The sequence below is a fragment of the Natronomonas halophila genome (genome assembly GCF_013391085.1).
GTDB classification, from domain to species: Archaea; Halobacteriota; Halobacteria; order Halobacteriales; family Haloarculaceae; genus Natronomonas; species Natronomonas halophila.
The window spans coordinates 1,361,196-1,380,806 of sequence record NZ_CP058334.1; the positions used below are offsets into that span (position 1 = coordinate 1,361,196).

A 19,611-nucleotide genomic window follows, 5' to 3' on the forward strand; every position below is an offset into this window, starting at 1 on the left:
GGGCGAAAGTACTTTCTCTCAGAATACCAACACCAGTTAGTACGATGGCCGATGCTGCTCTCGAACGCCTCCTCGACGGGTTCGACTTCAGTGTCGCCTTGCTCGATGCCGATGGCGACATCCTCGCGACCAACGAGGCGTGGACGGAGTTCGGACAGTTCAACGGGCTGGAAGGCCCGCCAGATTCTATCGGCCAGAACTATCTCAGCGTCTGCGAAACCGCCGAGGACGACCCCTTCGCACGGACGGCAGCGTCCGGTATCCGGGCCGTCCTCGACGGCGAGCGCGGATCGTTCCGACTGGAGTACCCCTGTCACTCCCCGGAGGAAAAACGCTGGTTCCTCATGTATGCCGGCCGCATCGACCTCTCGGATGCTGCCGCACTTGTCGCACACCTGAACATTACGAGCCGAAAAGTCTCGGAGTTGACCGTCCAGCGTCGGAATCAAGAGCTAGAGACGCTGGCGAGCATTCTCAGCCACGACCTTCGGAACCCGCTGTCGGTGGCGTCCGGGTGGACCGAAATCCTCGAAGACGAAGACGAACACGACGAGCGGGCCCTCGAGGAACTCCGGAACGCCCTCGACCGGATGGAGGAGATAATCGAGGACGCGCTGACGTTCGTCAGGGCCGGCCGCGAACTCGACGAGCGAACCGAAGCCGACCTGAAGGCCCTCGCCGAATCGGCGTGGGACAACGTCCGAACGCAGCAAGCGACCCTCATCGTCGAGGATTCGATGACGCTTCGATGCGTCCCGAGCCTCCTCGAAAACGTCTTCGAGAACCTCTTTCGAAATTCAGTGGAACACGGCGGCATCGACGTCACCATACGCGTCGGCACCACCGAGGACGGCTTCTACGTCGAGGACGACGGCCCCGGCATCCCGCCGGAGGACCGCGAGAGAATCTTCGAGTTCGGCTACACGGGCAGCGACGGGACGGGCATCGGACTCGCCATCGTCCGGACCATCGTTCGGGCCCACGGCTGGGAAGTAAGCGCCGAGAGCGCCGACGACGGCGGTGCCCGATTCGTCATCACGACCCGTCCCGAACTGCCGCGAAACGCGAACGGAGAGCCGAGCGTCGACGGCCAGTAGCGCCGCAACGGGCAAACGGATGGCGCCCCAAGTGGGTGTATGGCCGATACCAACGAGATTCCCGAAACCGACGAGGAGTGGCGCGAAGTGCTGACCGACGAGGAGTACGAGGTGCTCCGCGAGCAGGGCACCGAACCGAAGTTCTCCGGCGACTATCTCGGCAAGGGCGACGACGGCATCTATCGCTGTGCCGGGTGTGGCGCCGAACTGTTCGATTCGGAGACGAAATACGACACCAACTCCGGGTGGCCGTCCTTCTACGACGCCAACGACGGCGCCGTCGAGTTGCGCGAGGACCGCAGCCACGGCATGGTCCGGACCGAAGTCGTCTGTGCGGAGTGTGGCGGCCACCTCGGCCACGTCTTCGATGACGGCCCGGAGCCGACGGGCAAGCGGTTCTGCATGAACTCCGTCGCGCTGGATTTCGACGAGGAATGACGGCTATCGGTGGGTCCCAGCCTTCGGGACGAAGTGGCAATCCTGATATAAGTCGCCGCGCAAACTCCGACAATGAGTTCCAATGACTCGTCCGGTCTGAGCCGTCGCGGCCTGTTCCGCGCCGGCGCGGGCGCGGCAGCAGCGGTCGCGGCGTCCTCCGCGGCATCGACGGCCTACGCACAGGAGGAGTTCGACTACGGCGGTTGGTTCGACAACGTCCCGAACTTCGAGGGCACTGTCGACATGACCGGTCAGGACGAAGTCGTCGTCACCGTCGGCCCCGGCGGCGACCTGCTTTTCGCCCCGCCGGCGATTCACGTCGACCCCGGCACCACCGTCGTCTGGGAGTGGGAGCAGGGCTTCCACAACGTCGCCGAGAAGGAAACCGGCGAGCGGTACGCCAGCGAACTCACCGGCGAGGTCGGCACCACCTACGAAGTTACCTTCGAGAGCGACGGCATCTCGACGTACGTCTGTGAACCGCACCGTGGCCAGGGGATGAAAGGCGCCGTCGCCGTCGGAAACGGCGAGGGTACCCCCGACATCACCGAGGGCGAAACCGTCGTCGGCGGCCCCGAGGACGGCGGCAGCGACGGTGGAAGCGAGGGCGGCGAAAACGGCGGGTCCGAGGGCGGCGAGGGCTCCGACGGCGGCGAATCCGGCGGCGGCAGCGAGGAGCAACCCCCGGCGCTGCGCGTCGACAGCGACATCATCGCGCTCTACGGTCTCGCGGGCGTCATCGCCTTCCTCTCACCGTTCGGCCTCATCTTCCTGATGTACCGGAACATGCAGGACGAGCAGGTCTAATCGAGACGTTCCGAGAGTTTCTCGGGGGCGTCCTCGCTTGCCTCCCGGCGGTAGCGGTAGGCCCGTATCGCGCCGCCGAGGAAGACCACTGCGCCAAGTATGACGAGCGTATCGCCCGGCACGCGCGCCCACAGCAGCGTCTGGACGAGCGACTCCTCGTAAAAGGCAATCGAGCGGGCGGCGGCGTACCCCTCGGTGAAGGACCGCTCCAGTTGCAGAAAGCCCAGCGGCGTCAGCGAGACGAAGACCATCACCGCGAGGCCGGCGTTCCACAGCCAGAAGGCCGCCCTGAACGGTTCCGGCCACCACTTTTCGGGCCGGGTCGTCACCTGCAGGGCGTAGACGGCCAGTCCCAGCGCCAGCAGGCCGAAAGCGCCGAAGGTGGCCGCATGCGCGTGAGCGACGGTGAGGTAGGTGCCGTGCTGGAAGTAGTTGATGACGGGGAGATTGATGAACATCCCCATCGCGCCGGCGCCGACGAAGTTCCAGAAGCCGGAGGCGACGACGAAGCAGAAGGGAAGTCGGTAGGCGAAGCCGTCGGTGGCGACGAGTTCCCGGTAGCGATTGACGGCCTCGAAGAGGACGAACACGAGCGGGATGAACTCCAGCGTCGAGAAGACCGTCCCCAGCGGCAGCCACACCTCCGCGTGGCCGGTCCACCAGTAGTGGTGGCCGACGCCGACGACGGCGGCGCCCATCACGAACAGCGCCTGAAAGGCGACGGCCTTTTCGGCTGACTCCCGGGAAAGCAGCCCCATCGAGACGAAGAGCACGGCGATGACGGCGACGACGAAGAACTCGAAGGCGCCCTCGACCCACATGTGGACGACCCACCAGCGCCAGAACTCCGTCATCACCATGCTCGTTTCGGGCGTGTAGAGCATTCCGGCGACGAACAGCAGGCCGATTGAGCCGCCCGCGAACAGCGTCAGGTGCGCGAGGCCGAACCGTTCCTCGCGTTCGAGCAGGGGCCGGAAGCCACGCGCCACGAGCAGGAGCCACCCGACCATCGCCCCCAGCAGGGCGACCTGCCAGAGGCGGCCGACCTCCAGATATTCGAGGCCCTCGTTGCCGAGCAGCCACCAGTTGTCGATGAAGCCGTGTGAGCCCAGCCAGATGCCCGCCAATCCGCCAACGACGACGGCAACGAGGCCGCCGAGCAACCCCGTCACGTATCGACCCTGTTTCGGCGGCTCGTAGCCCGTTAGAAGCGGCGCGAGGAAGAGGCCCGCACCGAGCCATAGCGTCGTAATCCACATGATTGCGAGGTCGATGTGCCACGTTCGAGCGAGCAGGAAGGGGAGCCACTCGAAGAGGTCGATGCCGGTCGCCTCCGCGAGGCCGAAAAAGCCCGCCCGCTCGACGTAGTAGTGGGAGATGAGCGCGCCGAGGAACGTCTGGGCGGCGAAGAGCCCCGCCGCGACGAGGACGTATTTTAGGGCCGCGAGTTGGCTCGGTGTCACGTCGACGTCGCCGGGTGGTGGCGCGCCCGCGGCCGTGCCAGAGTCGACTTCCGGGAGTTCGACCGACCGATACAGCGCGACGCCGGCACCGAGGGCCGCGACGAGCAGGAAGACGCTGACGACGCTCCAGGTGAAGGTGGTGCCTGTCGGTTCGTTGCCCGCCGCCGGGTCGTAGGGCCAGTCGTTGGTGTAACTGCCGTCGGCGCCCGCCCGGTCGGTGTGTGAAATCCACGCCGTCCACAGCGCGAAATCGGCGAACCGCTCGGCGGCCTCGGCGGTCGGTATCGTCCCTTCGGGCACGCCGCGGCGCTCACTGCCCTCGTGATACCGGGCGACGTAGGTCGCCCGAACCTGCTCGTGGGCGTGGACCTCAGCGGCCGAGTACGACCGGGTATCGAGGTCGGCCCGCACCCGCTCGTCGATGGTCGCTTGCTCGCCGGCTGAGAGGTCTGCATACGCCGCCCCGTACTCGCGGTCGGCGTAGAACGCGCGCATGAATTCGACCTTCAGCGAGAGCGCGTCGGCGGTGAAATCCACGCCGAAGTAGGCGCCGTTGCCGAGAATCGAACCGTGGTTCATCAGGCCGTTGCGCTGGAAGACGGCCTTGCCCGCCTGAATCTCGGCATCAGTAACGACCGGCCCCTCCGGTCCCTCGATTTCCTCGGGGACCGGCGCCGCGTTCTCGTAGGCGTGAAGCGCGCCGGCACTCATCACGACGAGGTTGACGACGAACACGACGGCCATCGCCTTCGCCAGCGTCGCCCGCCGGAGTTCCATGGCCGTCGCTGTGTCCGCCGCGGACTTATAGGCTGGCCGTCAGGATTCCGGGGCGCGAAAAGAAACCGCAAACAGCGAACGGACAGTTGGGGTCGACTGCCCGGCGAGTGGACAGCGAAGGCGTTAGACGTCGGCGCCGACGAGGATAACGTCGTCCTGACCGGCGAATTGGGCTTCCTCGCCAGCGTACTCCTCGTCGTCGACGATATCGGCGATAGCGGGGCCGTAGTTCGTGACGTTGGAGTTCTCGACACCGCTGGGCGACTCGACGAAGTACGTGAAGGTGACTTCGTTGTTGTCGCCCTCGACTTCAGTATCGTCAACCTCGCGGAACTCAACGACACCGTCAGCAACTTCCTCGCCCTCGCCGAACGGCAGGAGGCGCCACTCGGACGGGAACTGGTCGCGAATAACCGCGTCGTCGTCGAGGTCCGAGACGGTAATCTTGACCCGGTTGGCCTGATTACCGCTCACGACGCTGCTGTCGACCTGACGGGTCCCGCTAGCACTAAACGTCGGTTGCGGGAACTCGTCGGCGGGCGTGAATTCGACGCCAAGTTCGAAGTCGGCCTGCACGTCGAACCCGTTGACGACGCCGGGGACGTTGACGAGTTTCGCGACGACGAACAGCGTCCGGTCCTCGGTGGGTTCGTCTTCGGTACCGCGGTCGATGCTGACCGACACCTCGGCGGTCCCGTTGGCTCCGACGGCGCTGTTGAGGATGGTGGGTTCGCCGACGTCGGTCGGGTTCTCGGCGTCATAGACGAACAGGTCGATATGAGGGTCCTCAGCCGCCATACCGGCGTTGCCACCGCCGTAGGAATCGAACTCGACGGAAGCGGTCAGTTCGCCGCCCGGAACCTGCACGTATCCGGCGACCGCTCGGGAGTCGAAGGGCACGTCGAGGCCGACCGTCTCCTCGTGGGTGACGCTCTCGGTATCGCCGCCGAGGCTGATATCCGTGTCGAGCAGGTCGCGAGTGACCGCGTCGACGGCGGCGTCGGGATTGACCCGGCCGTACCCCTCGTAGGGGTCGCGTTCGCCGTGGGTGTAGGTCGCCGGACTCGGCACCAGTTGGGCGTTGTGGTACGGTGCGGCGGTAAAGGCCGTCGTCGACGCCGTCGAGAGTATCGCCTGCTTGAGACGCATGGTCTCCTCGTGTCCCATCTCCTCGGAACCGGGTTCGGGCAGTGCGATGGTGTCGGGCGCGTCCTCCTCCATCGCCTGTGCGACCAGACCGGCAACGCCGCAGACGTACGGTGAGGCCATCGACGTGCCGCCGATAGAACGGTGGTCGCGCGGGACGTCGAGGTCGTTGCTGTCCGCGTCGCCGACCGGCGTGACGTCGGCGTCGGGGGCGGGGTTGGCGGTCGCTCGCACCAACTCGACGTTGTCGGGCGTCGGCGTGCCGACGCCGGGCACGTCGACCGGCGCGAGCGCACCGGGGAGGCCGAGAACGATGGTCGCGAAGGCGTCGGGCTTGATGTCGCCGCCCGGCGCCGTCACGTCCGGCTTGAAGTCAAAGCCGTCCTGGTTCTCGTTGAGTTGGCCGATACCGCCCGAGGAGTAGCCGGTGATACCGTCGAAGGGGTCGGTCGCGACGACCGATATCGCCTCGCCGACCGCCGCCGGCTCCCCGTTGCCGTTGGCCGGCGTCCAGGAGTTACCGGCCGCAGCGACGGTGAGGATGCCGGCGTCGGCCATGCTCCGAATCGCCGGTGCCGTGCTCGGCATCGCGCCGAAAGCGCTCACCGGCGCGCCGAGCAGCGGCCCCCACGACATGTTGACCGCGCGCATGTTGAGCAGGTCCGCGGCCTCCTCGGCGAAGCCGCCGAGGTCCTCGGCGGGGCCGCTGAGGCCCTGAAATCCGGCGAGGCTGAAGTTCGGTGCGACGCCGCCGTGGACCGTCGTCTCGTTTTCGTCGTCGCTCTCGTCGAGCGTGGTCCGGTCGCCGGTCGTCTCCGCGGGGTGCTTGTAGGCACCGACGGCGATCTGTTCGAGGCGACCGATGAGCGGGTTCCCGGCCTGTGCCTGCTCGGCGATGGGAACCGCGGCATCCGTCTCGGCGGGCTTGACCCGAACCGTGTAGGTGGCCTCGCCGTCCTCGTGGACGGTCGGCGCGTCGGCAATCATCGAGTCGAATCGGAGGGGCGACTGGTGAACCGTCTCGCCGTCGTGGACGATTTCGACGACGACACCGTCACCGATGGCGCTGGCGAAGACGCTCGTGCCGGCGCGGGCGGTGACCTCGTATTCGAGGAAATCCGTCGGAACGACCGTCGCGTTCTCCTCGTAGACCTCCGTTCGGTCGGGGTCGATGGTCGAGGCGCGGCCGGTCGCAGTCATGATACCCGAGACGTGCGTCCCGTGGCCGTTCTGGTCGCGCGGGATGTCGAAGGCACCGTAACGCGTCGTCTCGCTGTACCAGGCGACGGTCTTCGGTGTTTCCGTCGTGAAGTCGGACCCCTCCTCCGGAAGCAGCGTCCCGTCGAAGTCGTCGAACTCGACGACGGTGTCGGTCTTCGTCTCCTCGGTAGCGAGGAGTTTCTGTAATTTGACGTCGATATTCCAGGAGGCGATCCCTCGCCACGTAGTGACCTCGAAGCGGTAGGTTTCGTCGGCCTCAACTTCGATTTCGAGTTCGTGTTCGTTGCTGCTGGCGACGGTCAGGCCGTCGGGGCCGAAACTCGCGACGTTGGTGTACCCGTCGCCGGTCTGCCGCTGGAGGGTGGCCTCGACGCTCGCGACCTGTGCCTCGGGCGTGTCAGCGTTCCAGGAGAGGGTCGCGGAGATGCCGTGACCAGCGATTTCCTCGTCGTCTTCTGGGTCCTGAGCCGGAAGTTCGAACGTCGCGGTCTGGTTCGTCAACCCGACTGCGCCGGCACCGGCGTTCTGGCCGCTGAAGGACTTCGCATCGAACGTCACCGGGTTGGTTACCGAGACCTCTTTTTCCACCTTATCAACGCTCTGGACTTCGAGTCCCCCGTTTCCGTCAGGAGAAAGTCGAGCGCCGTTCCAGGGCCCGAGGTCAGGGTGTCGGGCGGAGACGCCGGAGTCGGTCAGTCCGAGCGTCCGGTCCGGGCGGCCCCGGTAGCCTTTCTCCCAGACCTTCTTCGCTTCAGCGACCCGCCAGTTCAGGAGGCGGTCGTCGAGCGGGCCGATATCGGCTGCCGCCGAGCCGACGGCGTTCGCGCCGAGCAACCCGGCGCCAGCGACGGCACCGGACGCCTTCATGAACGTCCGCCGAGAGAAGTTCGTTCCGTCGTCGTTCTGCTGTCCACTCATAACGTACCGTCGCGTACCGACTATCACTAAAAAGGGATTCTGACAAAACCGTCCAAACCACGATGTGAAAACCACTCAAACACCCGTATGAATCTGTTTAACTCCGAAATAAACCATTTCGTTGCTCCCGTTATTCCGGTTGCCTCACCCGGCAATTTAAATACCCACCTCCGCATCCAGCGGTGATTTATGGGTTTAGCCGCTATGTGTCGGTATGACCGACCTCTCGCTGGATGCGAACCAACTCGACCGCTACTCCCGCCACATCATCATGGACGACGTGGGGCCGGAGGGCCAGAAGGAACTCCTCGATTCGCGCGTCCTCTGTATCGGCGCAGGGGGCCTCGGCTCGCCCATCATCCAGTATCTCGCCGCCGCGGGCGTCGGCACCCTCGGCATCGTCGACGACGACGTCGTCGAGCGGTCGAACCTCCAGCGGCAGGTCATCCACGGCGACGCCGACGTCGGCCGGCCGAAGGTCGACTCAGCCGCCGAATTCGTCGCGGACCTCAACCCCGACGTGACCGTCGAAACCCACGAACTCCGGCTGGATCCGAGCAACATCGACGAGTTCCTCGAGGAGTACGACGTGGTGGTCGACGGCTCCGACAACTTCGCGACGCGGTATCTCGTTAACGACGCCTGCACGCTCGCGGGCGTGCCCTTCGCCCACGGCGCCATCCTCCGGTTCGAGGGTCAGATTACCACCTTCGAGGCCAACGAGGACGGCCCCTGCTATCGGTGTCTCTTCCCGGAGGCGCCCGAACCCGGCACCGTTCCCGACTGTGCGACGGCGGGTGTCCTCGGCGTTCTCCCGGGCACCGTCGGCTGTATTCAGGCGACCGAAGCCGTCAAACTCGTCCTCGGCTACGGCGAGACGCTGGACGGCCGGATGCTCTTCTACGACGCCGCGGACATGACCTTCGAGGAAATACAGGTCGAACCACGACCCGACTGTCCCGTCTGCAGCGACGGCGGCATCGAGTCGATTCACGACGTGAGCTACGAATCGACTTGCGCGATTCAGTAGGTGGCCACAGGCGGATTACTCCGCTTCCTCGACGGGCGCGCCGGGCGCGTTCCGGCGGACGCTCCGCAGTCCCTGTTTGGCCTTCTGTTTCGAGGAATAGCCCTGTCCGCTGTCGGCGATGATGTTCCCGTTGTCGTGGCGGAGTCGCCAGCGATACTCGCCCGCCGAGTCCTCGAAGAGTTCGAAGGTGGCGTTGCTGCCGCCCTCCGAAGGAGCCTCGGCGTCGGTCGTCCGGTCGTCGAGGAACGCCCCCGAAGCGTTGGCCTTGACGCTCTCGATGCCGCCTTCGGCGTTGTCCTTCGAGGAGTAGCCCTCGCCGGAATCGGCGATGATGTTGCCGTTGCGGTGGCGGAGCCGCCAGCGATACTCGCCCGCCGAGTCCTCGTAGAGTTCGAAGGCGGCCTTGCTCGCGTCGGCCGCGGTGTCGACGGCGCCGTCGCCTTCCGGCCAGTCGAGTTCGAATTCGAGGCTGACGGTGCCGTTCTCGCGTTCGACTTCGATTTCCATCTCCGGTTCGGCCGGCGGATTGACGGTCACGCTTCCCTCGTCATCGACGGGAACGGGGTCGCCGTCGGCGAGTGCGTCGGCGACGCGTCGGAAGTACGACGCGATTGCTCGACGGCTCCAGACACCCTTCGATTCGTAAATCGTCTCCTCGGACATACGATGGTATTGGCGCGACTGTCGGTTAACTGTGCGTGTCGGAATACCGAACCGTCGGACTCACTCGTCGGCAGTTATCTCGACGGACTCGGCCTCGAAGGCCTCACCCGTCCAGCGCCAACTCCCGAGTTCGGCCTCGTCGCCGGCCAACGAAACGATGACGTAGGAGTGGCCGGGCCATGCGGCCAGACGGGCGTCCGTTTCGCTTGGCCCGGTCGGCCCGCGCGGGTGGGAATGATAGAAGCCGACCACGTCGAGGCCCGCGTCGTCGATGCGTTCCAGCAGGTCCAGTTCCTCAGACGGCGCGATTTCGTAGCGCGTTTCGGGCGCCTCCGCGGCGTTCTCTGCCGTATAAACCCGTCCGACGGTCGAGCGGTCGTCGCCGCGGGCGCCGGCCAACACGCCGACGACTTCCTCGGGCGCGCCCTCCCGGGCGTGAGCGATGATATCCTCTCGGAGAGCAGCGGGCAACGCCAACATCTCAGGCCGGACGTTTCGCCAGCGAGGTGGCCATCCACTCCTCGGGCACGTCGAAGCCCTCCGGTTGGATGAGCGCCGCCAGCGCCTCCAGCGTGTCGACGACGCGCGGCCCCGGGCGGTTCATGAGGTGGTGGCCGTCGACCGCGTAGGCGCGGTTCATCCGGACCGCTCGGAGTTGCTGCCAGCCTTCGCGGTCGGTCAGGTCATCGAGGTTCTCGAACGTCTGGTCGAGTTCGAAGCCACAGGGCGCGGCGACGAGGATATCGGGGTCGTACTCCCTGATTTCGGCCCACTCGCGTGGCGTCGAGGCGTCGGCGGGGTCCGCGAGGCCGTAAGTCCCGCCAGCAATCTCGACCAGTTCGGGCACCCAGTGGCCGGCGACCATTACGGAGTCCATCCAGTCGAGAACAGCTACCTCCGGGCTGAACGGCATCTCCTCGGCCCGCTCGGCGACGGAGTCGACGCGGGCCTGAAGGTCCGCGAGGAGGTCGCTGGCCCGCTCCTCGCGGTCCAGCGCGGCGCCGATGCGACGGATATCCCCGAAGATGTCATCGAGGCTGTGGGGGTCGGTTGTCAGGATTTCACAATCGAGGTCCAACGCCTCGATGGCATCCTCGACGACGACCGTATCGACCGCACACACCTCACAGATGCCCTGCGAGATGACGAGGTCGGGGTCCGCGTCGGCCAGCGCCTCGCGGTCGATTTCGTAGACGCCGCCCTCGGTTTCGGCCTGCTGGACCTGCTGGTCGATGTCGCCGCTGGTCGCGTCGGCGTCGATTCGCGACTCGACGACGCTCGGGCGGTCGGCCGCCTCGGGCGGGAAGTCACATTCGTGAGAGGTTGCCACCGGCTCGACGCCGAGCGCATAGACGATTTCGGTCGCCGAGGGCAGCAGGGAGACGACGCGCATACGCCGTGTTTGGTCTCCAGCGAATTAAAGGGCACCCGGCGCGACCATCGACCGTGCGCGTCGATTACCACACCCACTCGACGTATTCGGACGGCCGCTTTATGTGGTCGATGTGCCGGGCCGCCGAGGAGGCCGACCTGAACGCCCTCGGCTTTGCCGACCACTGTAACGTCTCGCCGCGCGACCAGCAGCACCGCGCCAAGACGGCACTGGGATTCAATCTCGATATCACCTACGAGCGCCGCCGCGAGGCCATCGAAACGATGAACGAGCGGTTCGACCTGACTGTCCACGACGGCGTCGAGATGGATTTCGACTCCCGCGACATCGACGTCATCGCCGACTTCCTCGATGAGGCCGACTTCGAGTACGCCATCGGCAGCGTCCACCACCTCGACGGGACGAACGTCCACGTCGAACCCTACTTCGCGAAGAAAAGCGACGACGAGAAGGCCACCCTCGTCGACGAGTTCTACGGCGAAGCCGTCGCCCTCATCGAGTCGGAACTGTTCGATATCGCCGCCCACGTCGACCTCGTGGAACGCAACCCCGCCCTCCGGGATTTCGCGACCGAGGATCACTTCCACCGTGTCGCCGAGGCCGCCGAGAGTTCCCGCACCCTGCTGGAGATAAACGCCGGGCGCGTCCTCGACGAGTACGGCGAGTTCCATCCTGCCCCCGACTTCATGGACATTCTCGACAGCTACGACCTTGAATTCGTTCTCGGGACCGACAGCCACACGCCGGAGGAGATTCCCGAACGCGTCGAGGAACTGGAGAAGTTCGCGGCCGCACACAGCCTCGAAACGACGGAACTGAACCTGTAACGCCCGACACGGCGACTGGCGGAGGTTCAATCGCCGTTTGACTTTTGCAGGCGTTTATTTCCGGCCGCTACGAGGCATCGACATGAACCGACGGGCGTTTCTCACGACGGTGGGAAGCGGGAGTCTCGCGTTGACCGCCGGGTGTTCGTCCCTCCTGGAAGACCCGGGGGCGTTCCACTTCGGCATCACCAACTGGCGGGAACGGACGTATACGGCCGACCTCACGCTTCACAAGAACGCCGAGGAGACGCTTATCGACGGCCGGTTCGACATCGCCGCGAACGGGCCCGACCGCGACGACCCACCCGGCGTGTATCTGGAAAGCGTGACGCAGGTGAAAAACGGGGACGTCATCGACGCCCGAGTGCGTCTCGACGGCGAGGAGTACCGCGGGAGCTACGAGGTGACCTGCAACCGACGCGAGGGCTCCGAGAACAACTTCTTCTTATATATCCACTCACCGGGGGGCGGTGATATCGAGTTCGGCGGCAGTGAGTGTGGAGTGTAGCCAACGATTTAAAGAGAGAACGACCGGCGGGTTTCGCGGTTACGAAGCATAAACGGTCAAAGCGTCCGCCGAGCGGGGAGTTCAAAGAACACCCCCGAGGCGGTTCTCCGCGCCGACCGGAGGGGAGGCGCGGGACCGAGGCCTGACCGTAGGGAAGGTCGAAGTGTCTTTTTCATCGAATTTTTTGCCGGCGAGCCGAAGGCTCGCCGTGCAAAAAGTTCGTTCTAGAGAACGAGCCGCTGACAGCTCCCACAGAGGTTCTCCTCTTTGACGTCCACTTCGCGGACGGTCGGCGAGAAGTTCATGACACACCGGGAGTTGTCGCAGTGTTCGAGGCCGAGGGTGTGGCCGATTTCGTGGACGACCTCCTTGCGGACGCGGTCCGAGAAGATGTCGCTGGCCGACTTGTTCGAGAAGCCGCCGTCCGAGGAGGTCTGCAGGCGATACGTCGAGATGACCGACCCGTTGCCGGAGAGGTAGGCCAGCCCGAAGACGTAGTTGCGTCGCCGGTAGTAGAGGTCGTTGTCGGTGATGGCGATGTTCTTCTCGCCGCTTCCGACGCGGCCGGCGAGTTCGATGAACTCCTCTGCGCGGTACTGTTCTCGTGCCGGGTCGTAGGCGCCGTCGGGGATGGGTCGCCCGTCGTGGATGGTGACGTCACACTCGTAGACGGACCGAAGGGCGCTGGAAGCCTCCCGCTTGACGACGGCGGGGATGTCGCCGACCGGCACGATGTCGACGTGCATGGGAAAACGTTAGATACCGCTGTTCATAAACATCCCGACGTGAACACCGAGTCGAACGCGGGACTCGTCGACCGGCTAGCCCGGTACGACGAGGTGGTCGAAGTCGGCGTGGGGAACCGCCCGAGCGTTGCGGCCGGACTGGCCGAACGCGGGTGTTCGGTCACCGCGACCGACATCTACGACCGGGAATCCCCCGAGGGCGTTCGGTTCGTCCGGGATGACGTGACCGACCCCGCCGGGAGCCTCTACCGCGGTGCCGACGCGGTGTACGCGCTGAACTGTCCGCCCGAACTCCAGCGGCCGCTCGTGGAGGCCGCGCGCGGGGCGGACGCGGACTGTCTCTTTACGACGCTGGGTGGGGACCCCGCCGTGGTCGAAGCGACACCCGAGACGGTGGGCAATCAGACCGTATTCCGAGCCAAACCATGAACGTAGACGCGGTGATTCTCGATATCGACGGCGTACTGGTCGACGTGGAAGACTCCTATCGGCGAGCTATCGTGGAGTCCATCGAACACGTCTACGGCGATACCATCGACAAGGACGACATCCAACTGTTCAAGAACGCCGGCGGGTTCAACGACGACTGGGAGTTGACCTACGCAGCGGCGCTGTACGTCCTCGCGCGCCGGGAGAAACCCCGCCTGAGCATCGAGACGTACGCGGGCCTCATTACGGCCTCCGGCGGCGGTCTCGAAGCCGCACGGACGGCCATCGCCGACGAACTCGACCCCGCTGGACGCGAAAAAATCCTCAACGAGTGGGACCGCGAGCGCCTCCGTGACGTCTTCCAGCAACTCTACCTCGGGGCCGACCTCTATCGCGAACTCGAGGGCGGCGACCCGGACCTCGACACGGAGGGGTTCATCAACGACGAACCCGTCCTGCTGTCGCCGGAGACGCGGGAGGCCCTGAAAGCGTGGCCCATCGGCGTCATCACCGGCCGGCCCGCCGACGAAGCCGATATCGCCCTCGAACGGGTCGGCCTCGATATCGCCGACGAACATCGCTTCACGATGGACGACTGGGAGGAGGGCAAACCCCATCCCCACGCCCTGCTTGACCTCGCCGATACCTTCGATGCCGACCGACTGGCCTTCGTCGGCGACACGCTGGACGACATCCACACGGCGACCAACGCCGCCGAGGCCGACCCCGACCGCGAATACTACGGTGTCGGGGTCCTGACCGGCGGCCTCACCGGCGATAAGGGCCGCCGGAAGTACCGCGAGGCCGGGGCCGACGTCATCATCGACAGTGTCAACGACCTGCCGGACCTGCTCGATAGCCAATGAGCCTCGAACGAACCCTCGTGTGGGCGGCCGCCGTGGCCTGCTGTGTTGGCTCCGTTCTCGTCTACGGCGGCGTTGCGCGGCCGGACTCGACGGTCGCTCTCCTCGCGCTCGGCGCACTCGCTGCCCTGCCGCTTGCCGTCGTTTTCGGCCGCTTCTTGCTGTCGTTCCGACCCGTAGAACGCGGCTGGCGTTAGAAGAAGAGGTCGGGGTCCTCGTGGGTGAAGGTCACCCGGCTATCGTCCGAAAGCGGGCGGACGTGGGTGTACATGACGCCAGCATCGGTCGCGCGTTCTTCCAGCGAGTCGGATTCGGCGATATCGAGGAACGCCGGGACCACGACCGCCACGTCCTCGCCGTCGGCGTCGGTGCCCTCGACGACGACGATGAAAAAGCGGGCGCCGCCCTCCTCGTTGCGGTAGACGTGGGAGGTGTCGAAGGTGGCCTCGTCGACGAGCGATTCCAGCGCCTCGAACTCGTCGCCGGGTGCCAGCACGTCCAGACCGAACGGAACCTCGGTCAGCGGCGTCACGTCGCCGGTGTGTATCAACAGCGTCCGACAGCCCTGCTCGTTGTATTCGGCGGCGGTCGCCTCGGCGTCGTCCATCAGTTCCTGCCAGCGCTCGGAAACGACCGGCGGCGGAGTGTTCGGGTTCATATCGGGTAGCGGGCACCGAACGGCAAAAACACCCGGGTCACCGGGCGGTCACTCCCGGGTTTCGACCCGGTCGACGTCGGCGGGGGCGACGTCCGCCGGGAGGCCGTTGAGGTGACAGGCCGCCCGCTCGCCGTCGGGCGCGTGGGTCTCACAGACGCTCCGATAGCGGTCCGCGAGGCGGTCGGCGGCCGCCTCCCAGTCGCCGTCGGCAAGCGACTCGAAGGCGGCATCGAGGTGTTCGCGCTCGGCATCGGGCGGGTCGATATCGTCGGGAAGCAGGCGGTCGGCCAGCGCCGACGCGACCACCTCGCTGTCGTCGCCGTCGGCCTCCGCTCGAACCCCTTCGAGGTTGATATCCCGGCTTTCGATGCGCCCGCGGACGTCCATCACGGCACGGAACGCTCGCTGTGAGAGGTCGACGTCGGCCGGCGGGATGACCTTCGGACACCGGGTGCGGAACCGACACCCGGAAGGCGGATTTCGAGGGGAGGGAACGTCGCCCGATAGCGGGTCGACGTCCCGCTGTTGTTCCTCGGTGGATGCGCGAGGGACGCTCTCCAGCAGGGCCTCGGTGTAGGGATGCTGTGGGTCCGAGAACAGTTCGTCGGTGTCGGCCAGTTCGACGATTTCGCCGAGATACATCACCGCGACCCGGTCGCAGATGTGCCGGATGACAGAAAGGTCGTGGCTGATGAAGAGGTAGGTGAGGTCGAACTCCTCCTGAAGGTCCGCAAGCAAGTTGAGGACCTGCGCCTGCACGCTCACGTCGAGGGCGCTTGTGGGTTCGTCCAGCACGAGGAACTCGGGGTCCAGCGCCAGCGCCCGCGCGATGCCGATGCGCTGGCGCTGGCCGCCGGAGAACTCGTTGGGATAGCGGTCCAGTTGGTCCGCCGAGAGGCCGACCCGCTCCATCAGGTGTTCGACCCGCTCGCGGCGCAACTCCTCGTCGGAGCGGCCCTGCCGGTCGACGTCGCTGTCGGGCCAGGGCCACTCGTGGATGTCCAGTGGCTGACGGATGGATTCGAGGACGGTCATCCGCGGGTCGAGACTGGAGAAGGGGTCCTGGAAGACCACGCCGGTTCGACGACGGAAGGCAAAGAGGTCCTCGGCGTCGACGATGTTCCGGCCATCGTATTCGACGACGCCGTCGGTGGGGTCGAGCAACTGGAGAATCGTCTCGCCCGTCGTCGATTTCCCACAGCCGGATTCGCCGACCAGTCCCAGCGTCTCGCCCTCGTGAATGTCGAAACTGATGCCGTCGACGGCCCGAACGGGATCGGTCGTCTCCCCGAACAGTCGGTCGAGCAGCGAGTTCCCCATATCGAAGTGCTTCTCGAGGTTGCGGACCCGAAGCAGGGGGTCGCTGCGCGGGGTGGTTCGGTCGCTACTCATCGAAGTATCCCTCCGGAAGCGCGTCGGCCTCGCTGTAGTCTTTCTCCGCGAGATAGCACATCGTGGTGTGGCCCTCCTCGACGTCGAATTCGGGTGGTTTCTCCAGACACTCCTCCATCGCCTTCGGACAGCGGTCAGCGAAGTAACAGCGGTTTTCCATCTCCTCGTCGACGAGGCTTGGGACGTTCCCCGAAATCGGGTTCAGCCGCGTCGCCGCGCCGTCGAGGTCGGGGATCGACCCGAGCAGGCCCTCGGTGTAGGGGTGGACCGACTCGTCGAAGACGTCTTCGAGGGTGCCCCGCTCGACGAGTTCGCCGGCGTACATCACGCCGACGCGGTCGCACATCCGGGCGATGACGCCGAGGTTGTGCGTAATCAGGACCGTCGTCATCCCCGTCTCCTCCTGGAGGTCGTCCAGCAGGTCCAGCACCTGCGCCTGAATCGTCACGTCCAGCGCCGTCGTGGGTTCGTCGGCGATGAGCACCGACGGTTCGCCGGCCAGTGCCTGTGCAATCATCGCCCGCTGGAGCATCCCGCCGGAGAACTGGTGTGGGTACTCGTCGGCCCGTTCGGCGGGGTCGGGAATGCCGACCATCTCCAGCAGTTCGACCGCGCGAGCGTGGGCCTCCTCGCTGACGTAATCCCGAGAGGGGAGTACGCTGTCGGCGAGGAACTTCGCCAGACCGTAGCCCTGCGTCCGCGAGCGGGTCGACCGCGGGTTCGCCGTCGCCCGACGCTGGACCTCGACGGCCTCGGAAATCTGCTCGCCGACGGTAAGCGAGGGGTTGAAACTGCTCATCGGGTCCTGGAAGATGGTCGAGAACTCGGTGCCACGGAGCGCGCGCCGCTCCGCATCGCCGAGTTCCCGGAGATCGACCATCTCGCCGTCGACCGCTTCCGGCGTCTCGTCGGCCACGCGGTCGGCGATATCGGGCGACCGGAACCACACCGCGCCGTCGGTGATGCGGCCCGGCGACTCGACGAGGTCGATTATCGACAGCGCCGTCACCGACTTGCCCGACCCGGACTCGCCGACGATGCCGAACACCTCGCCTTCCTCGACGTCGAAGGAAACCGATTCGACGGCGTTTATCTGGCCCTCCTCGGTGAAGAATCGGGTCGAGAGGTCCTCGATTCGGAGTTTCGGCCCGGCCATCTCAGACACCACCCTCCCCTTCGATGGAGGGGTCCAAGGCGTCCCGCAGCCAGTCGCCGATGAGGTTCACGCCGATGACCGCCAGCACGATGGCGAGGCCGGGCATCGTGGCGATCCACCAGTAGGACCGCTGGTCGCTGCGGCCGTCGGCAATGTCGGCGCCCCACGTGAGGTCGGTCCCCGAGAACCCGAGGAAGGAAAGCGCCGACTCCAGCAGGATGATGGCGGCGACCTGAATCGTCGCCAGCACGATAATCGGCGTCAGCGAGTTCGGCAGGACGTGCTGTTTGAGGATGCGAAGGTGGCTCGCGCCGGAACTCGTTGCGGCCTTGATGTACTCCTCCGAGCGGATGCTCATGGCCTCGCCGCGGGCGACGCGGGCGAACCACACCCAGTTCACCAGGGCGACGACGAGGGTCACCGTCACGGGGAAGGTAAACTCCGCGGGCATATTCGCGACGTGGTCGGCCCGCGGTAGCAGGACGTTCGGCACGGCGTCGGAGCGGGCCGCATAGACGAAGGGGTCCGGTATCGTCGTAGTGTGGAACTCCGTCTCCCTGAAGACGCCGACCAGCGCGATAGCGAGCACGAGCGACGGGAACGCCAACATCACGTCGGCGCCGCGCATCAGCGTATCGTCGACGTTACCGCCGAAGTAGCCGGCCGCCAGCCCGTAGGGAACGCCGATGAGCGTCGCCAACAGGGCGCCGAGGATGCCGACGAGCATCGACACCCGGGCGCCGTACAGCAGTCGGGAGAAGATGTCCTGCCCGAGCGCATTCGTCCCGAGGGGGTACTCCGTCTGGGCCTCGATTTCGACCGTTTCGCTCCCGCTGGGCGTGACTCGCTCCTGGGTATAGGAGAAACCGAGCGGCGGCAACTCCGAGCGGTCCTCGCCACCGCCGGTCCCGATGTTGGTCGTGGTCGGGTTGTGCAGCGTCAGGAAGGGCGCGAACGTCGCGACGAGGAAGATGACGAGGACGAGCGCGACGCCCAACTGGGCGAGCCGGCTGGTCTTGAACTCCCGTTTGAGGCTCCGACGGACGCGGTCAGACAACATTAGTCGGCCACCACCCGCGGGTCGAGATACGCATACAGCGCGTCGACGGCGATGTTGATGACCACGAAGCCGGCGCCGATGACGATGATAGTGCCCTGAATCGACGTCCAGTCGCGGTTGTTGATACTCGTGATGAGGAATCGGCCGAGGCCGGGCCACGCGAAGATGGATTCGGTGATGACCGCGCCACCGATGAGCGTCCCCAGTTGCAGGCCGAGTACCGTGATAATCGGGATGAGCGTGTTGCGGAGCACGTGTTTATACAGCGTGAGCGTCTCGGGCAGGCCCTTCGCCCGGCAGGCCTTCACGTAGGCCTTGTTTATCTCTTCGAGCATGCCGCTGCGGGTCAACCGCGTGATGAGCGCCGTGAAGTACGTTCCCAGCGTAATCGCCGGGAGGACCAGTTGGGCGGCCCAGCGGCCGAGTTCGGAGACCGACCCTTCGGTGACCAGCGCCGCCGCGGCCGTCGACAACGCCATCTGTCGGCCGGTCGTCGGCAGGAAATCCACGTGGACGGCGACGAAGATGATGAGCATGACGCCGAGCCAGAAGTTCGGCGTCGAGATGCCGAACAGCGAGAACAGCGTCGCGCCGTAGTCGACGGGTTCGTGGCGGCGACGGGCGCTGATGACGCCGAGCGGGATGGCGATGACGATGGCGACGATAGTCGAGGCGACGGCGAGTTCGATGGTCGCCGGCAGGCGGGCGAGGATGAGCGAACTCACCTCGCGGTTGATGGCCATCGACTGACCGAAGTCGCCGACCGCGAGGTCGGTGAGGTAGTCGTAATACTGGACGTAGAGCGGTTCGTCCAACCCGAGGTTCTCACGGAGACGGTCCCGAACCTCCTGGCCGGCGTCCGGCGGGACGAGGGCCGAGGTCGGGTCGCCCGGGGTCAGGAACCGCAGAAAGAACACGACCGTAACGACGCCCCAGATGACGAGAATCCCCTGAAGGCATCGCTTGGCCAGGAACTTGGCGAACCCCATACTGTCGCAAGGCTTGCCGGGAGACTATAA

At 65.8% G+C, this 19,611-nt stretch carries 20 protein-coding genes; 9 read left to right on the plus strand and 11 right to left on the minus strand.

Features of this window, described 5'->3' with window-relative positions:
• Positions 1–44: 44 nt before the first annotated feature.
• The 3 genes from HWV23_RS07445 to HWV23_RS07455 all read left to right on the plus strand — a co-directional run bounded on the left by HWV23_RS07445 (position 45) and on the right by HWV23_RS07455 (position 2,342).
• Positions 45–1,097 carry a sensor histidine kinase gene (locus HWV23_RS07445; protein WP_178289787.1) on the plus strand — a complete coding sequence of 351 codons (1,053 nt, stop codon included), beginning with the start codon at positions 45–47 and terminating at the stop codon, positions 1,095–1,097.
• A gap of 39 nt (positions 1,098–1,136) precedes the next feature.
• Entirely contained in the window at positions 1,137–1,535 is a 399-nt protein-coding gene (gene msrB, locus HWV23_RS07450; RefSeq protein ID WP_178289788.1) for a peptide-methionine (R)-S-oxide reductase MsrB, read from the plus strand.
• Between the two features lie 72 nt (positions 1,536–1,607).
• Positions 1,608–2,342 (plus strand): halocyanin domain-containing protein, encoded by a 735-nt coding sequence (locus HWV23_RS07455; RefSeq protein ID WP_178289789.1) that lies wholly within the window; start codon positions 1,608–1,610, stop codon positions 2,340–2,342.
• Here HWV23_RS07455 and HWV23_RS07460 read toward each other — a convergent pair.
• Both HWV23_RS07460 and HWV23_RS07465 read right to left on the minus strand, forming a co-directional pair.
• Positions 2,339–4,582: a nitric-oxide reductase large subunit gene (locus HWV23_RS07460; RefSeq protein WP_178289790.1), complete on the minus strand. Its 2,244-nt coding sequence runs from the start codon at positions 4,580–4,582 to the stop codon at positions 2,339–2,341. The genes HWV23_RS07455 and HWV23_RS07460 overlap by 4 nt on opposite strands.
• Before the next feature lie 123 nt (positions 4,583–4,705).
• Entirely contained in the window at positions 4,706–7,867 is a 3,162-nt protein-coding gene (locus tag HWV23_RS07465) for a S8 family serine peptidase (RefSeq protein WP_178291623.1), read from the minus strand.
• 214 nt (positions 7,868–8,081) lie between these two features.
• Here HWV23_RS07465 and ubaA point away from each other — a divergent pair, with 214 nt between their 5' ends.
• Positions 8,082–8,897, plus strand: a complete 816-nt coding sequence (gene ubaA / locus HWV23_RS07470) for an SAMP-activating enzyme E1 (RefSeq protein WP_178289791.1) — start codon at positions 8,082–8,084, stop codon at positions 8,895–8,897.
• A gap of 15 nt (positions 8,898–8,912) precedes the next feature.
• On the opposite strand, the gene HWV23_RS07475 is transcribed toward ubaA, so the two are convergent.
• The 3 genes from HWV23_RS07475 to HWV23_RS07485 are packed head-to-tail and all read right to left on the minus strand — an operon-like array spanning position 8,913 to position 10,953.
• Complete coding sequence (locus HWV23_RS07475; protein ID WP_178289792.1) at positions 8,913–9,560, minus strand: HVO_2922 family protein; 648 nt, start codon at positions 9,558–9,560, stop codon at positions 8,913–8,915.
• A gap of 60 nt (positions 9,561–9,620) precedes the next feature.
• Positions 9,621–10,040 carry a desampylase gene (locus HWV23_RS07480; protein WP_178289793.1) on the minus strand — a complete coding sequence of 140 codons (420 nt, stop codon included), beginning with the start codon at positions 10,038–10,040 and terminating at the stop codon, positions 9,621–9,623.
• Between the two features lies 1 nt (position 10,041).
• Positions 10,042–10,953: an ABC transporter substrate-binding protein gene (locus HWV23_RS07485; RefSeq protein ID WP_178289794.1), complete on the minus strand. Its 912-nt coding sequence runs from the start codon at positions 10,951–10,953 to the stop codon at positions 10,042–10,044.
• Between the two features lie 53 nt (positions 10,954–11,006).
• On the opposite strand from HWV23_RS07485, the gene HWV23_RS07490 reads away from it, so the two are divergent.
• On the plus strand, positions 11,007–11,780 hold the full coding sequence (locus HWV23_RS07490; protein ID WP_246282740.1) for a PHP domain-containing protein: 774 nt from the start codon (positions 11,007–11,009) through the stop codon (positions 11,778–11,780).
• An 82-nt stretch (positions 11,781–11,862) separates the two neighbouring features.
• Entirely contained in the window at positions 11,863–12,288 is a 426-nt protein-coding gene (locus tag HWV23_RS07495) for a hypothetical protein (RefSeq protein ID WP_178289795.1), read from the plus strand.
• 224 nt (positions 12,289–12,512) lie between these two features.
• On the opposite strand, the gene HWV23_RS07500 is transcribed toward HWV23_RS07495, so the two are convergent.
• Complete coding sequence (locus HWV23_RS07500; RefSeq protein WP_178289796.1) at positions 12,513–13,034, minus strand: archaemetzincin family Zn-dependent metalloprotease; 522 nt, start codon at positions 13,032–13,034, stop codon at positions 12,513–12,515.
• A 39-nt stretch (positions 13,035–13,073) separates the two neighbouring features.
• Between HWV23_RS07500 and HWV23_RS07505 the strand changes: the two genes are divergently transcribed.
• Genes HWV23_RS07505 through HWV23_RS07515 form a run of 3 tightly spaced genes read left to right on the plus strand, consistent with a single transcriptional unit; the run spans position 13,074 to position 14,523 of the window.
• Entirely contained in the window at positions 13,074–13,463 is a 390-nt protein-coding gene (locus HWV23_RS07505; protein ID WP_178289797.1) for a UPF0146 family protein, read from the plus strand.
• Positions 13,460–14,329 carry a TIGR01548 family HAD-type hydrolase gene (locus HWV23_RS07510; protein ID WP_178289798.1) on the plus strand — a complete coding sequence of 290 codons (870 nt, stop codon included), beginning with the start codon at positions 13,460–13,462 and terminating at the stop codon, positions 14,327–14,329. Before HWV23_RS07505 ends, HWV23_RS07510 begins: the two co-directional genes overlap by 4 nt.
• Entirely contained in the window at positions 14,326–14,523 is a 198-nt protein-coding gene (locus HWV23_RS07515; RefSeq protein WP_178289799.1) for a hypothetical protein, read from the plus strand. The genes HWV23_RS07510 and HWV23_RS07515 overlap by 4 nt, the downstream gene beginning before the upstream one ends.
• On the opposite strand, the gene HWV23_RS07520 is transcribed toward HWV23_RS07515, so the two are convergent.
• From HWV23_RS07520 to HWV23_RS07540, 5 genes are read right to left on the minus strand one after another with little or no spacing between them, the layout of a single operon-like run.
• Positions 14,520–14,984 carry a DUF7529 family protein gene (locus HWV23_RS07520; protein ID WP_178289800.1) on the minus strand — a complete coding sequence of 155 codons (465 nt, stop codon included), beginning with the start codon at positions 14,982–14,984 and terminating at the stop codon, positions 14,520–14,522. The genes HWV23_RS07515 and HWV23_RS07520 overlap by 4 nt on opposite strands.
• Positions 14,985–15,032: 48 nt before the next feature.
• Positions 15,033–16,376, minus strand: coding sequence for an ABC transporter ATP-binding protein (locus HWV23_RS07525; RefSeq protein WP_178289801.1), 1,344 nt, complete (start codon positions 16,374–16,376; stop codon positions 15,033–15,035).
• Positions 16,369–17,532 (minus strand): ABC transporter ATP-binding protein, encoded by a 1,164-nt coding sequence (locus HWV23_RS07530; RefSeq protein WP_178291625.1) that lies wholly within the window; start codon positions 17,530–17,532, stop codon positions 16,369–16,371. Before HWV23_RS07530 ends, HWV23_RS07525 begins: the two co-directional genes overlap by 8 nt.
• A 1-nt stretch (position 17,533) precedes the next feature.
• Positions 17,534–18,592, minus strand: coding sequence for an ABC transporter permease (locus HWV23_RS07535; RefSeq protein WP_178289802.1), 1,059 nt, complete (start codon positions 18,590–18,592; stop codon positions 17,534–17,536).
• Positions 18,592–19,581 (minus strand): ABC transporter permease, encoded by a 990-nt coding sequence (locus HWV23_RS07540; RefSeq protein ID WP_178289803.1) that lies wholly within the window; start codon positions 19,579–19,581, stop codon positions 18,592–18,594. The genes HWV23_RS07535 and HWV23_RS07540 overlap by 1 nt, the downstream gene beginning before the upstream one ends.
• Positions 19,582–19,611: the final 30 nt, after the last annotated feature.